Source organism: Rhizobium sp. SEMIA4064, from assembly GCF_003025035.1.
Classification (GTDB): Bacteria; Pseudomonadota; Alphaproteobacteria; order Rhizobiales; family Rhizobiaceae; genus Rhizobium; species Rhizobium paranaense.
Genome location: NZ_PYJN01000005.1, coordinates 1 through 13190 on the forward strand (window position 1 = coordinate 1; position 13190 = coordinate 13190).

Consider the following 13190-nt stretch of genomic DNA (forward strand, 5'->3'; position numbering starts at 1 on the left):
TTGCTTGAAGCTGTCAAGCCCGAAGGCAGCCAGCGCGATCATTGCGATGTCCATCTGGACCTCCATGTGAAGCTGGACGCTCAAGGCGCCTGAAGAGAATATCTTCAGACAGTCTATATAGTCCATAATCTCGATTATTCGTGCCTTAGGGTGTCACAGACCCGTCATCAACAGTCGGGGACGAGAGCATAACCGGAAGCACACGGTGCTCTTGTCCCCTCTCGCACAAAGGTTCGTCGTGAAACCATGGTCCCCCTCTATCCGACTATACCCGCATTTTGACGCACCGATTACGGCTACAGAAGCAGAGAAGTTCGCCAAATCCCCACAACGAGTTGCCACACACAAGTTCTTTCCTTTCCTCAAGTATGATGAAAGGTGGACTATGTTTGCGCCCAAGGGAGAGCGTGGCAAATCCAAAGACCGCCCCATTCGCTTTGCAGCAAGGCTGGATAGCTGCATATTCTCCTATTATCGATATCTGCTATCTGAGCCGTATGAGCAAAAATTGAAAGCGGAAGGCCTAGATCACTCGGTGATCGCATATAGGCATATTCCAAAGGCCCGCGGCGAAAGCGGTCAAAGTAACATTGATTTCGCACTCTCCGCGTTCAGAACGGTACAACGTCTCGGAAACTGCTGCGCTGTGGCGCTCGACATAAGCAGCTTCTTTGAGAACTTGGACCATGACCGGCTACGATCGGTTTGGGCCGACCTCGTCGGTCAATCGCGGCTGCCTTCCGATCATTACAAGGTGTTCGAGGCAATCACGCGCTACGCCTTTGTTGACGTTAAGACGGCCTATGAAAGATTGGGGTACTTCGGTGACAAGGAGGACCGGTATGGAAACGTGCGCAAAGGGTACCTTCGTTCGCGCCAAGATATCCCCATCCAGCTCTGCAATGGGAAGCAATTTCGTGAGAAGATTGCTGGAAACGGGTCTCTCCCGTCAATTATCGAGGTGAATAAGACCGGCAAGGGCGTTCCCCAAGGTGCCCCATTGTCCGATCTTCTTGCTAACGCCTACTTGCTCGAATTTGACAAGTTTATAAGGGATGTCTGCTCTGAACTCGGGGGGACCTATTTCCGGTACTCAGACGACATTTTGATTGTTGCGCCGATATCCGCGAGCCAGGCCATTGCTCTCGAAGAACGTGTTCGGAATGCCATATCCGTCTACGGAGCGGGTCTCCTTATCAAAGAGGAGAAGTCCGCGATCCATCAATTTAGTGTGACCGGCGCTCGACAACAGGTAAACGTTGTGAAAGCCACCGGCAAAAACGGGAAGCCCGCGCTGAACAAACCCTTTGAATATCTTGGGTTTCGCTATGATGGACAGAGCGCATTCATTCGGGACAAGACGATGAGCAATCTTCATCGGAAGATAGCATCCATCTGTCGAGCAACCGCTATTCGCCTTATCAAGCGATATCAGGGTAAATCCATGGATGAAATAATGGCGCTTGCTGACTTCGAGCAGCTTTATCAATCCTTTGGATCGGTCAAAGACTTTTATGAAAAATACCATGACTATCGCTCATGGACTTTTACCACCTATGCGAAAAGAGCGGTAAAAGAGATGGGTCAGCTAGGGGCTCCCATTACTAAGCAACTGCGCCGGCTGCGTCAGTCGATTGAAGAGCGGCTAAGGAAAGAGATTTGTCGCGTTAGGGCGTAACATTTCCTACGCACAATCGATCTTGGCATTGCGCCCGATGCGTCGCCTTTTGCGACGATCTCCACCCTCTCGCTGCTCCGGTCGGCTAATCTCTAAGTGGAAGCAGAGTAAGCCCCTGCGGCCTATTACTTGCTCTCCAGAGCCTTCACCTCATATCGCGGATATTTTGCCATAGCAGCCGCCTTGGCCTTGTTGGTAACGGTGCCGTATTTGTCGCCCTCATCCTTGCTGTCATGCCCGGTGATGTCGAAGCTGATATCTCGTGGTATTCCAACGTTGCGGGCTTCGGTCCTGAACCGGTGCCGCCAGCCGTGGTTAGGTTGCACTTCAGGGTCTTTGACAACTTCGCGAACGAAGTCCGTCACACGGTTCTTGGTGGTGCGCCATGCTGCTCGTTGCGCCTTCTCGGTGTCACCAAACACCTTCATAAAAAGGTAGCCCTCTTTGGCTTTGGACACGAATGCAGGAAATCCCATCTCTACAAGGTGTTCATGGAGCGGGACCTCCCTGAACTCGCCGTCCTTCACCGTACCCGCCTCAGGGGTAATTTTGATGATCCAGAGGTCATCTTCCTGACGAAGGTCCTGCTTCCGGAGCTGTGCCATCTCCCCTACGCGAGCGCCCGTGTAGGCACAGAGCCATGGTAGCCATCTCTTGGCATTGGATAGGTGTTCTGACGCCTTCCCTGTGCGCTTGTGATGAAATGCGTGGGACAGAATGGCGACCGCTTCATGATCGGAGAAGCCAGGATCACGGGCCCGCTTCTTCTTCACCTTCGCGACTTTTACGCCCTCGGCAGGATTATGGCTCACTTTCCGGTTGGCCATTCCCCAAGCGTATAGCTGTCGTATCCCCGGTAGGTCGCCGCCCGTGATCGTCTTGAGGCCGACGCCTTGCGAAAGTCTGTGATCTTTAAACGCTATGATGTCGTCTTCGGTTACGGCTCGGGCATCGTCATGACCCACAAACTCAGAAAGCAACCTCGCGGCCCTGGAATAGGCCTCGTACGTGCTAACCGTCCTGCCTGCCGCCTTGGCCTCGCGCCACCAGCCTTCAGCCAATCCAGTTATCGTCTGAGACCCTTGTCGGAGCGGCTTCGCGACCTTCACGTCCTTTGATAACTCCAACGGTGGGAAGCGCGTCACGATGATGTCAGGGCTGTAGTCGCCCCCCGCGTTCTGTGCAAGGCGAACCGAAGCCAGCGACAGCGACACACCAACTGCATCTATGAGAGCGGTACGGCTGTCATTGTCTATGGTGAGTCGATGTTTCGCCAAGGTCTGGTCCACGGTGGGGCCGAACCACTTCTCACGCGCATCATGGTCCCCTGACAGGGCCCTTGCGTGTAGCTGGATGATTTGCTTCCACGTTTCGGACGAACCGGGGTCATCCTCAAACGACGCGACAAGCGCATTGTACGCTTCCCCCGCAAGCGCTGCGATCTGCTTATGAGTTAATCGCTTCGGACCTTCTCGAAGTGATTTCCACACGCTCTCCAGATAGGCTAGCGCGACGGCCTGCCGCTCTTTGGCTTCCCTTGGGTCTCGCGTCCGCAGCGATCCTGTAATCTCGGCAGCCTTGTCACCTACCACGATATGGAGGACTTCATCACCAACCGGAATGGCCAGAGTTACGCCGCCAGCCTTACCGATGACATCTTTCGGAATACGTTTTCTGAACTGGATAAAGGTAGAGCCTTTGCGGCGCATTGGACTGGCCATTCTGATATGCACTGTGTGTCACCCGTGTGTAGCAGTGGGTGAGCGAAAGACTTAGCAATATCAGGAAGTTGAACGCAATCAACACGTTCTGAATGGAATGGTGCCCAGAAGAGGACTCGAACCTCCACACCCTTTCGGGTACCAGCACCTGAAGCTGGCGCGTCTACCAATTCCGCCATCTGGGCGACGGACACGCATGTAAGGGGGTGGCTCTCCGGTGTCAACAGGGTTTTTGAAGTTTTCGTGGCAATCTGAAAAAAAGCGGTTGATGCCCGGGTTAACCCCGGGCTGCCGCCCAGGCGCGGATGAGGCCAAGTCCCTGTTCCAGCAAGGCCTTTGCTTCGTTTTCGTCGGCCGCTTCGACATAGCAGCGCATCTCCGGCGCATTGCCGGAGGGGCGGAAATGGATGATTCGGCCATCGGTCAGCGTCACCCGCAGCCCGTCGATGTCGCTCTTTGATGCTACGCCGGCGACCGGCGCCAGGAAGGCGGCGAGATTGGCGTCGGAGGCGCGTAAGTGAGCCATCAGCGCCGCGCTGGTTTCGACCGGGAAATTCTCCAGCCGGTCGGCGGCGGCAAAGGGCAGGCGGTAGTTGGCGGCAACAGCAGACAGCGACTGTTTTGCGCGCGCGGCGGCGTAAAGCGTCGCGAGGATGGGCAGGAAGCTGTCGCGCGTCGGCAGGGCGCGTACCTGCTCGCCTTCGATGATGAAACGGCTTGCCGTCAGCGTGCCGCCATTGGCCTCGAAGCCCATGACATTGGCCTTGCCGGCCGCCAGCGCCTCATCCATGCCGGCGATGACATAGGGCGAGCCGACGCGGGTGCGGGTGACGGCGTAGGAGCCGGCGGCTTCGATACCGGAATTGGAGGTGACCGGCGTCACCACGACTTCGGCGCCGAGGAAATTCGCGGCGATGAGGCCGAGCAGATCGCCGCGCAGCGGCTCGCCGGTTTCATCGGAGACAAGGGGCCGGTCGCCATCACCATCGGCGGAGACAATCGCATCCAGCCCATGCTCCGGCGCCCAGCCCTTCAGCAGGCGGATGGTTTCCGCGGAAACCGCTTCGGTATCGACGGGAATGAAGCTTTCGGAGCGGCCGAGCGGCACGACGCGGGCGCCGTAGTGCGCGAGCACCAGGCCAAGCAGATCGCGCGCCACGGTGCTGTGCTGATAGACGCCGATGGTGAGACCGGCGAGGCTGTCGGCGGGCAGCAGGGCGATATTGCGTTCGAAGAACAGCGCTTCGGTCGCCGCGGTCCGGTCTTCGCCGACGCCGGGCGCCTCGTCAAGGTCGGCGTCGCCGATCGCTGCGGCTTCCGCGCTGATTGCCAGCTCGTCCTGCTTGTCGATCTCGCCGTCGGGGCGGTAGAATTTGATGCCGTTGCGGTCGGCCGGAATATGCGAGCCGGTGATCATCAGCGAGGCCGCCTTGAGCTCCAGCCCGTAAAGCGCCAGCGCCGGGGTCGGCAGCGTGCCGCAATCGACCGGCGTGAGGCCGGCACGCTTCAGCGCGCCGATGCAGGTGGCTGAGATCGCCGGGCTGGACTCGCGAAAATCGCGGCCGACCAGGATGAGATCGCCGGGCTGCGCGTGGCCGCTCTTCAAGAGATGGCGGGCATAGGCCGTGGCATAGAGGGCAGACGCGCGTCCCATGAGATCAACGGACAAGCCGCGAAGGCCACTGGTTCCAAATTTCAAGCTGCTCACGTGCAATCTCCTCGGAAAGGTTGCGCCTCTTATGGAACAAGCGAGGAAAAGGATCAACCGATCGGTCGCGGCCGATATCTGCCATCGGGACCCTGGTTTTGCCTCAGGCGAAGGCCCAAATATAGAACGAGCCGCGGGAAAAGGTGTTGGGTCGCCACGACCTGAAACAGGAGTCCGTCATGACCGTTTTCGGCAAAATCGCGTTCGGCTGCGCTGTCAGCCTCGTTTTGCTGTCGCCGCCAGATCTCGCCAATGCGGCCTCGAACAGCCCGAAGATGGGCCTTCCACCCCCGAGGGTTGGGCCTACGGTTTGCGACAGTCGCGGCTGCTTCGGCTTTGGCTCGCAGCAATGGTATCGCCCGCCGGGCTATCCCATTCCCTATACGCCGCGCAGCCTCGATAGGAATCGCTTTGACAATCCTCGGGTCTATAACCCGCCGCGCTACAATTATGTCCCGCCGAAAACCGACTATGAGGCGCCGGTCAACAATCGCACCCGGCATCAGATATGGTGCGCCGAACGCTATCGGACCTACAATCCCGGCACCAATCTCTACACCACCCTTCACCATGGGTTCCAGACCTGCCGCTCTCCCTACAATTGAATGGGAGGGCCTCTGGCGCCGTTTTTGCCGCGGAGCACATCTATTCGCCTTGTCTATATGAGCAAGCGAAAATAAATCGCTTGCTTTTCTCGCGACTTGGGCGGTCCCTATGATGTCGCCGCTTCCACAAGGTCGCGCGCGAAGCAAGGAGCCCAAAATGGCAAAGGGTCAATTGAGAAGTAGTCGCGAAGCGCGAAAACCCAAGAAGGGCAAGATCGTCGCTGTAAAGCAGCAGCCGGGCTCTCTGGTCAGGCAGGCTACCAGCACGGTCAGCCTTGGCAGGAAAGATAAGTGACGGAGCGAAGGCGCGCCGGCGGGCCGCCTTCTCACATGTCAGCCGGTGCAATGTCGGCCGGCGCGCCAGGGAGGTGCGCCGGAGAGCGCTGTGGTCAGCTTTCCAGCGACCCACGGTCCGTATGGCCGAGATCGCGGTCGGGATCGATGATATCGCGCACCCGCTGCTTCAGCTCCTTTGGACCGGGGAAGCCGCCGTCGCGCTTGCGCTCCCACAGCAGCTCGCCGTCGATACGGATTTCGAAATTGCCGCCGGTGCCGGGGATCAGCGCCACTTCGCCCACGCTGTCGCTGAAGGTTTGCAGCAGCTCCTGCGCCATCCAGCCGGCGCGCAGCAGCCAGTTGCATTGCGTACAATAGAGAATGGTGATGCGCGGCTTGTCGGTCATCGCTGGGATTCCTTGTTGTTTGCTGACATTTAGGCTCAACTTTATTCGGCCGCAAGCCGGGCTCTTGCGTCGTCGTTCCGCCCATGCTCATCTTTGCCCGAATTATTTTCGGGGTTCATGAGAATGCAGGTCGCAATCGTCGAAAACATGAAAAAAACGCCGCTCGGCGCCCTCGGCATCGCGCTGGAGGAGGCGGGAGCGGAGATCGAATGGTTCCGCGCATGGGACGGCGAGGGGCTTCCGGAGGATCTAACGGTGTTTGATGCGCTGGTCGTGCTCGGCGGCGAGCAGAATGCCCGCGACGACGAGACTCACCCCTATCTGCCGGAGCTGGCAAGGCTCATGCGCCGGTTCGAAGAGGCCGACAAGGCCGTGCTCGGCATCTGCCTTGGCAGTCAGCTTCTGGCGCGCGCCTATGAGGCCGAAAACCTCATCGGCGCAGCCCAGGAATTCGGCTGGAAAACGGTCGGCGTCACCGAAGAAGGCAAGGCCGATCCGCTTCTATCCGAACTCGGCGACGATTTCACCATCTTCCAATGGCATTCGGACACGTTTTCGCTGCCGGCCGGCGCCGTGCGCCTCGCCACCAATGCGGTGACCGGGAACCAGGCCTTCCGCATCGGCCGCGCAACCTACGGCACGCAGTTCCATTTCGAGGCCAATACCGCCGTCGTCGAAGGCTGGCGGACGGAGTTCAAGACATCGATCGAGCGCAATGAGCCCGGCTGGCTGGAGCGCTATGCCGAGATTGCCGCACAGCATGCGCCGGCGGCTGAGATCGCCGGGCTGGCGATCGCCCGGGCCTGGGTGAGGACGATTGGTGCTGAGGCGAAGCTGCAGGCGGCGTCTTAGAGCAATTCCAGGAAAAGTGCGTAGCGGTTTTCCGTCCGGAATTGCGTGAAAACAAAGAGATAGAGCGGTTCAATCGGCTAGCGCATCTATTGCGGCTCTCCATTGCCGGAAGCGATCTGTGCCGCCCCGCCTACGGCGTTGCGGAATGCGTCATCGAAGCTGACGCCGCGGATTCGCCAGTGATGGATTTTTCCATTTTCCATCATCGACCAATCGGCGACCCAGCCGAGATCCTTGTCGCTCCAGACGAGCGAACCCGCCAGGGCGACATCGCCGCCGATGGTTTTGGCCAAGGCATCGAGTTCTTGCTGTGCCGTCCCCGCCAAACCGGTTGTGGCGATACCCCGGCTGACCAGCATTGCCTTGTTGGGCACAATGATTGCCATGGCAAGCGGTCTGGCGGCCGCTTCGAAAGCGTCGATCATATAAGGGCTTTCGTCACCGTCGCGGGTCAGCACGAAAGTGCGTCGCGCATCGCGTACGACCAGGAAAATCGCGAGTTTCGGGCGCGGTGACAGCCATGGCTTGTGCCCGAGCGTAGACAGCAATTGATCGATGGTATCGGGCATGTAGATGCAAGTGAGGTCCTGCGGCCGGTCGTGGGTGCCTTGCTCGTCATGGATCGGCGTACCTTCCAGGCGATCGCGATAGCTGTAGGTCGCGACGAAGGAGCCGGCGTGCGGCAGCATCGCTTGAAAGGCATTCTCCGTCGTCACACGCTGATCGCCGCTGACCCTGATAAGTACCCGCCCCAGGCAATCCTTGAAGCCGAGTTCGCGATTGACGGCGCCAGTGCCGGTAACGATTGCCTGCGCTTGGTAAAGCCGGCTGTGATCATCGGCGTGAGCGACGGCTGCCTCGTTGATGACTGCGAGAGCGAAGGCGATGGCAATCGATCGTGGTTTCAACATCGGGACATCTCCGAACGCTGCCATGGTGTCGTGAAAACAAGCGGCAGGCAATGTCAGATTATGACGGCCGAGCGACGTTGACGATGGCTTTGACAACGGCGTCAAGGCCACTAGATTTCATAGAAACCGGAGGAGGCGAGATCATGACCCAGCCAGAATTACCCTGGGAAGGCGGATGCCGTTGCGGGCAGATACGAATCAAGGTCAGCGCCAAGCCACTATTGACCATGGCCTGTCACTGCACTGGCTGCCAGCACATGTCATCCAGCGCCTATTCGCTGAGCGTCGCGATCCCGAGCGAAGGTTTCGAAGTCACGCATGGCGAACCTGTTATCGGCGGGATGCACGACGAAAACCTCAAGCATTATTTCTGCCCCTATTGCATGAGCTGGATGTTCACCCGCCTGGAAGGATTCGACTGGTTCGTGAACCTGCGCCCGACCATGCTCGACGATCCCCGCTGGTTCACGCCTTTCGTCGAGACCTGGACAAGAGAAAAATTGCCCTGGGTGACGACCCCTGCGGTTCACAGCTATGCCGCGCTGCCCGAGATGAATGAGTATGAGGGGCTGATCAAGGAGTATGGCGCGGGAAACTGAGAGATCAGAAGCCCTGGAAAAGAAAGTCGGTCGCGGCGGTAATCTGATCGCCGTGCGAACTCAGATCGGTGATCAACTCCCCGATCTCGGTGCGCGGTATTGCCGCCATCAGTTGGGTCGCCATGATGTAAGGCTTGCCAGCGATAGTGAATTGCGGATTGAGCCTTGCCATTGGTGTCGACACATCTTCTGCGCGAAGCAGAGGCGCCATCATCCGTGTGCTCAGCCTCTCCAACAAGTCAGACTGAAGATCCAGCGCGAGAGCTCGACTTTGCTTGAGGCCATAGACATGGAACCTTGCCATCAGAACTGCCGATACTTTCCAAACGGCAGACCATGTTTTTCAACATAGGCATTGGCTTGTTCGATTGCCTTAGCATTTTCCAGAAGCCATAGGCGCTCGCGCTCAGCCTTGATGGCGCGCGCTATGCCATCTTCGGCCGCACGCGAGATATTGATTTTCAATTCGCGGGCATCTGCGATAAGGCTCTCGTCCAGAGACAAGTTTGCGGCTTTGCGCGTCGTTTGAGCCATGGGCGTTCCTCAAATTATGCGCAAACTATATGCGCATAATTCTTTATTGAGAAGCCCTCACTCGTCGCCCATCTTCAGCGCAGCGATAAACGCTTCCTGCGGGATTTCGACCTTGCCGAACTGCCGCATGCGCTTCTTGCCTTCCTTCTGCTTGTCGAGCAGCTTGCGCTTGCGGGTGGCGTCGCCGCCGTAGCACTTGGCGGTCACGTCCTTGCGCAGTGCCTTCACTGTCTCGCGGGCGATGATGCGCCCGCCGATGGCGGCCTGGATCGGGATCTGGAACATGTGCTGCGGGATCAGGTCCTTCAGCTTCTCGCACATGACGCGGCCGCGCTTTTCGGCGGCGGAGCGGTGCACGAGCATCGAGAGCGCGTCCACCGGCTCGGCATTGACGAGGATCGACATCTTGACGAGATCGCTCTCGCGGTAGTCGGTCAGGCTGTAGTCGAAGGAGGCATAGCCCTTGGAGATCGACTTCAGGCGATCGTAGAAGTCGAAGACGACTTCGTTGAGCGGCAGGTCGTAGGTGATCATGGCGCGGTTGCCGACATAAGTCAGCTCGGTCTGAATACCGCGGCGGTCCTGGCAGAGCTTCAGGATCGAACCGAGATAATCGTCCGGCGTCAGGATCGTCGCCTTGATCCACGGTTCGCGGAATTCGGAAATCTTGACGACGTCGGGCATGTCGGCCGGATTGTGCAGCTCGATCTCGGTGCCGTCGGTCATGGTGAGCTGATAGACGACGGAAGGCGCCGTCGCGATCAGGTCGAGATTGAATTCGCGTTCCAGGCGTTCCTGGATGATTTCCAAATGCAGCAGGCCGAGGAAGCCGCAGCGGAAGCCGAAGCCGAGAGCGGCCGAGGATTCCATTTCAAAGGAGAAGCTGGCGTCGTTGAGGCGCAGCTTGCCCATGGCCGAGCGCAGGTCTTCGAATTCGGCGGCATCGACCGGGAAGAGGCCGCAGAACACGACAGGCTGCGCCGGCTTGAAGCCCGGCAGCGGCTCGGCGGTCGGGCGCTTGTCCTCGGTAATGGTGTCGCCGACACGGGTGTCGGCCACTTCCTTGATCGAGGCGGTGATAAAGCCGATCTCGCCGGGGCCGAGGCTGTCGACGGCCACCATCTTCGGCGTGAGAACGCCGACACGCTCGATCTGATACTTCGCGTCCGTGCCCATCATGCGGATGGTCTGGCCCTTGGTCAGCGTGCCGTCGATGATGCGCACGAGAACCATGACGCCGAGATAGGTGTCGTACCAGCTATCGACCAGCAGCGCCTTCAGTGGCGCCTTTTCGCCGCCCGCGCTCTTCGGCGCCGGCAGCTTGTGCACGATGGCTTCGAGAACGTCGGGAATGCCGAGGCCGGTCTTGGCCGAGATCAGCACGGCGTCGGAGGCGTCGATGCCGATCACTTCCTCGATCTGTTCCTTGATGCGGTCAGGTTCGGCCGCCGGCAGGTCGATCTTGTTGAGGACGGTGACGAGTTCGTGGTTGTTGTCGATCGCCTGATAGACGTTGGCAAGCGTCTGCGCCTCGACACCCTGCGACGCATCGACCACCAGCAGCGAGCCTTCGCAGGCCGACAGCGAGCGCGAGACTTCATAGGCGAAGTCGACGTGTCCGGGCGTGTCGATCAGATTGAGGATGTAGGTTTCGCCGTTGTTCGCCTTGTAGTGCAGGCGCACGGTCTGGGCCTTGATGGTGATGCCGCGCTCGCGCTCGATCTCCATATTGTCCAGCACCTGCTCCGACATCTCGCGTTCGGCAAGGCCGCCCGTCGTCTGAATCAGGCGGTCGGCCAGCGTCGATTTGCCGTGGTCGATATGGGCCACGATCGAGAAGTTGCGGATATGCGAAAGCGGAGTGGTGGAATTGGTGCTCATGCGCGCCATATAGCAGCGCCGCCCCGCGCCGCAAAGCGGAAAAGCAGGGTTTTGTTAGGGATATCCGCATGCCCAAGAGCATTTGGGGGTGCTGCCGCGATCGGGGGCCTTACCCGGCTTGATTCCATCATTTGATCGTGTATTTCTTCTATGATAGAATTTTGGTGAAGATGATGGAACATGATCTCGAAAGCGCCATTGGCGCACGCATCAAAGAGTTGCGGATTGCCCGCGGCCTGACCCTGGATGAGCTGGCGACCGCTTCGGCCGTCAGCCGTGCAATGATCTCGCGCATCGAGCGGGCAGAGGCGAGCCCGACGGCTTCCTTGCTCGCTCGGCTCTGCGCGGCACTCGGCCTGTCGCTTTCCGCCTTCTTCGCCGAGGAGGAAAAGGACGTGTCGCCGCTCGCCCGCCGCAACGATCAGCCGGTCTGGCGTGATCCGGAAACCGGCTATGTCCGCCGGGCTGTCTCCCCGGCTGGCACGCAATCGCCCGTGGATCTCGTCGAGGTCAGCTTTCCCGCCGGCGCCCGCGTCAGCTTTCCACCCAATGCCGCGAGCCGCGGGATGAGCCAGCATGTCTGGCTGTTCGAAGGCGAAATGGAAATGACGGTCGGCGAGACCGTGCATCGCCTCATGCCCGGCGACTGCCTGTTCATGGGCATCGGCGACGGCCACGTTTTTTATAATCCGGGCGACAAGCCGGCGCGTTACTGCGTCGTCCTCGATCGGCCCCGGTCATAATCGAGGATATTTTCATGCCCGATATTCATCTTCTTTCCGCCTCCGAAGCCCGCGCCGTCTCCGCCGATCTCTGCGAGGTGCTTGCCGATTGCGTCAATGGCGGCGCTTCCGTCGGTTTCATGCAGCCCTATAGACCCGATGATGCTTCACCCTATTGGCGTGATGTGGCCGACAGCGTCGAGGCGGGTGCGACGCTTCTGCTCGTTGCGGTCATCGAGGGCAAGATCGTCGGCACCGTCCAGGTCGGCGCCGCGCAGATGCCGAACCAGCCACATCGCGGCGACCTGAAGAAATTGCTGGTGCATCGCCGCGCCCGCGGCAAGGGCCTTGCCCGGCTGTTGATGGAAGCGGCCGAGCGCGAGGCGGTAAGGTTTGGGAAGACCTTGCTGGTGCTCGACACGGCAACCGGCAGCGATGCCGAAGCTATCTATCCGCGCCTCGGCTGGCAGCGTGTCGGCGTCATCCCCGATTATGCAATGTGGCCCGAGGGCGGGCTCTGCGACACGACTATCTTCTACAAGCGCATCGCGGCTTGAGCGCGATCGGCATTGTCACTGTGAAAATACCGCAAGGGCGTCTTCCAGCCTCGATCCTGGCGCCCAATGCATTGCCTTCCAGCCGAATTGCCGCGCGGCTTCTATGTTGGCGGGGTAGTCGTCGATGAAGGCGATCTCGTCCGGCGCAATGCCGACGCGCTCGGTCGCCAGGCGAAAGAATTCGGGCGCGGGCTTCTGGTATCCCAGCATGGCGGAATAGAAGATGCCGTCGAAATAGGAGGAAAGTTCGAGCGTTTCCATCAGATAGGCGGCGCGGCGATGCTCCTGGTTGGTCGCCAGATACATCGGAATGCCCTTTGCCCTGAGCGCGGCGAGATCGGCGAGCAGGGTCCGGTTCAGGCCGGAATCGTTCGCGAACCAATAGTCGATCAGCGTTGCGGCGCTGAGCCCGGGTGCGATTTTCTCCAGAACGCTGGCAAGCCGCGGTTCGAGATCATCGCGGCCGGTAACGACATCGCTCCAATGGGTTTTGAAGAATTCTTCCTGAAGCACATCGAGCCGCAGCCCGAGATCGCGTTCCAGATAGGTGCAGTAATGCAGGCCATCGTCGGGTCGGCCATGCACCAGCACGCCATCGACATCCACCATCAGAACTTTCATGCGGCGCGAATCTCCCAGTTGACTGAAAGGCCTGCGGAAGGTGGCGTTGTTTTTCCGGACGATCAAGAGTGCGGGCGGTTCTTTTTTCCGTCCTTCAACCCGTGTAAGCCTATGCACC

14 protein-coding genes and 1 tRNA gene are annotated in these 13190 nt (G+C 59.3%); 6 read left to right on the forward strand and 9 right to left on the reverse strand.

Going from position 1 to position 13190, the window contains the following annotated elements; genetic code table 11:
- The first annotated feature begins 385 nt into the window (after positions 1 to 385).
- Positions 386 to 1678: a reverse transcriptase domain-containing protein gene (locus tag C9E91_RS01755; protein ID WP_245407403.1), complete on the forward strand. Its 1293-nt coding sequence runs from the start codon at positions 386 to 388 to the stop codon at positions 1676 to 1678.
- 125 nt (positions 1679 to 1803) lie between these two features.
- On the opposite strand, the gene C9E91_RS01760 is transcribed toward C9E91_RS01755, so the two are convergent.
- The 3 genes from C9E91_RS01760 to C9E91_RS01770 form a co-directional block, all read right to left on the reverse strand.
- Positions 1804 to 3387, reverse strand: a complete 1584-nt coding sequence (locus tag C9E91_RS01760; RefSeq protein ID WP_181315987.1) for a tyrosine-type recombinase/integrase — start codon at positions 3385 to 3387, stop codon at positions 1804 to 1806.
- A 110-nt stretch (positions 3388 to 3497) separates the two neighbouring features.
- Positions 3498 to 3584 (reverse strand) — tRNA-Leu (locus C9E91_RS01765).
- Between the two features lie 92 nt (positions 3585 to 3676).
- The gene (locus C9E91_RS01770; protein WP_181315997.1) at positions 3677 to 5098 is read right to left on the reverse strand and encodes a phosphomannomutase; all 1422 of its coding nucleotides are present in this window, start codon (positions 5096 to 5098) and stop codon (positions 3677 to 3679) included.
- Between the two features lie 188 nt (positions 5099 to 5286).
- Here C9E91_RS01770 and C9E91_RS01775 point away from each other — a divergent pair, with 188 nt between their 5' ends.
- A complete protein-coding gene (locus C9E91_RS01775; RefSeq protein WP_107107019.1) occupies positions 5287 to 5712 on the forward strand; it encodes a BA14K family protein in 426 nt (141 codons plus the stop codon).
- 389 nt (positions 5713 to 6101) lie between these two features.
- Here C9E91_RS01775 and C9E91_RS01780 read toward each other — a convergent pair whose 3' ends face one another.
- The gene (locus C9E91_RS01780) at positions 6102 to 6395 is read right to left on the reverse strand and encodes an Rdx family protein (protein WP_028750867.1); all 294 of its coding nucleotides are present in this window, start codon (positions 6393 to 6395) and stop codon (positions 6102 to 6104) included.
- 123 nt (positions 6396 to 6518) lie between these two features.
- Here C9E91_RS01780 and C9E91_RS01785 point away from each other — a divergent pair, with 123 nt between their 5' ends.
- Positions 6519 to 7247 carry a type 1 glutamine amidotransferase gene (locus tag C9E91_RS01785; protein ID WP_107106669.1) on the forward strand — a complete coding sequence of 243 codons (729 nt, stop codon included), beginning with the start codon at positions 6519 to 6521 and terminating at the stop codon, positions 7245 to 7247.
- An 86-nt stretch (positions 7248 to 7333) separates the two neighbouring features.
- Here C9E91_RS01785 and C9E91_RS01790 read toward each other — a convergent pair whose 3' ends face one another.
- Positions 7334 to 8158, reverse strand: a complete 825-nt coding sequence (locus tag C9E91_RS01790) for a DUF8605 domain-containing protein (protein ID WP_181315988.1) — start codon at positions 8156 to 8158, stop codon at positions 7334 to 7336.
- A gap of 143 nt (positions 8159 to 8301) precedes the next feature.
- Between C9E91_RS01790 and C9E91_RS01795 the strand changes: the two genes are divergently transcribed.
- A complete protein-coding gene (locus C9E91_RS01795; RefSeq protein WP_107106671.1) occupies positions 8302 to 8757 on the forward strand; it encodes a GFA family protein in 456 nt (151 codons plus the stop codon).
- Positions 8758 to 8761: 4 nt separating this feature from the next.
- On the opposite strand, the gene C9E91_RS01800 is transcribed toward C9E91_RS01795, so the two are convergent.
- The 3 genes from C9E91_RS01800 to lepA are packed head-to-tail and all read right to left on the reverse strand — an operon-like array spanning position 8762 to position 11181.
- A complete protein-coding gene (locus tag C9E91_RS01800) occupies positions 8762 to 9061 on the reverse strand; it encodes a CcdB family protein (RefSeq protein WP_107106672.1) in 300 nt (99 codons plus the stop codon).
- On the reverse strand, positions 9061 to 9291 hold the full coding sequence (locus C9E91_RS01805) for a type II toxin-antitoxin system CcdA family antitoxin (protein ID WP_107106673.1): 231 nt from the start codon (positions 9289 to 9291) through the stop codon (positions 9061 to 9063). Before C9E91_RS01805 ends, C9E91_RS01800 begins: the two co-directional genes overlap by 1 nt.
- 57 nt (positions 9292 to 9348) lie before the next feature.
- Positions 9349 to 11181, reverse strand: coding sequence for a translation elongation factor 4 (lepA, locus tag C9E91_RS01810; protein ID WP_107106674.1), 1833 nt, complete (start codon positions 11179 to 11181; stop codon positions 9349 to 9351).
- Between the two features lie 164 nt (positions 11182 to 11345).
- Here lepA and C9E91_RS01815 point away from each other — a divergent pair, with 164 nt between their 5' ends.
- Entirely contained in the window at positions 11346 to 11915 is a 570-nt protein-coding gene (locus tag C9E91_RS01815) for a helix-turn-helix domain-containing protein (RefSeq protein WP_107107020.1), read from the forward strand.
- A gap of 14 nt (positions 11916 to 11929) precedes the next feature.
- Positions 11930 to 12451, forward strand: coding sequence for a GNAT family N-acetyltransferase (locus tag C9E91_RS01820; RefSeq protein WP_107106675.1), 522 nt, complete (start codon positions 11930 to 11932; stop codon positions 12449 to 12451).
- Between the two features lie 15 nt (positions 12452 to 12466).
- Here C9E91_RS01820 and C9E91_RS01825 read toward each other — a convergent pair whose 3' ends face one another.
- On the reverse strand, positions 12467 to 13072 hold the full coding sequence (locus C9E91_RS01825) for an HAD-IA family hydrolase (protein WP_107106676.1): 606 nt from the start codon (positions 13070 to 13072) through the stop codon (positions 12467 to 12469).
- Positions 13073 to 13190 lie beyond the last annotated feature (118 nt).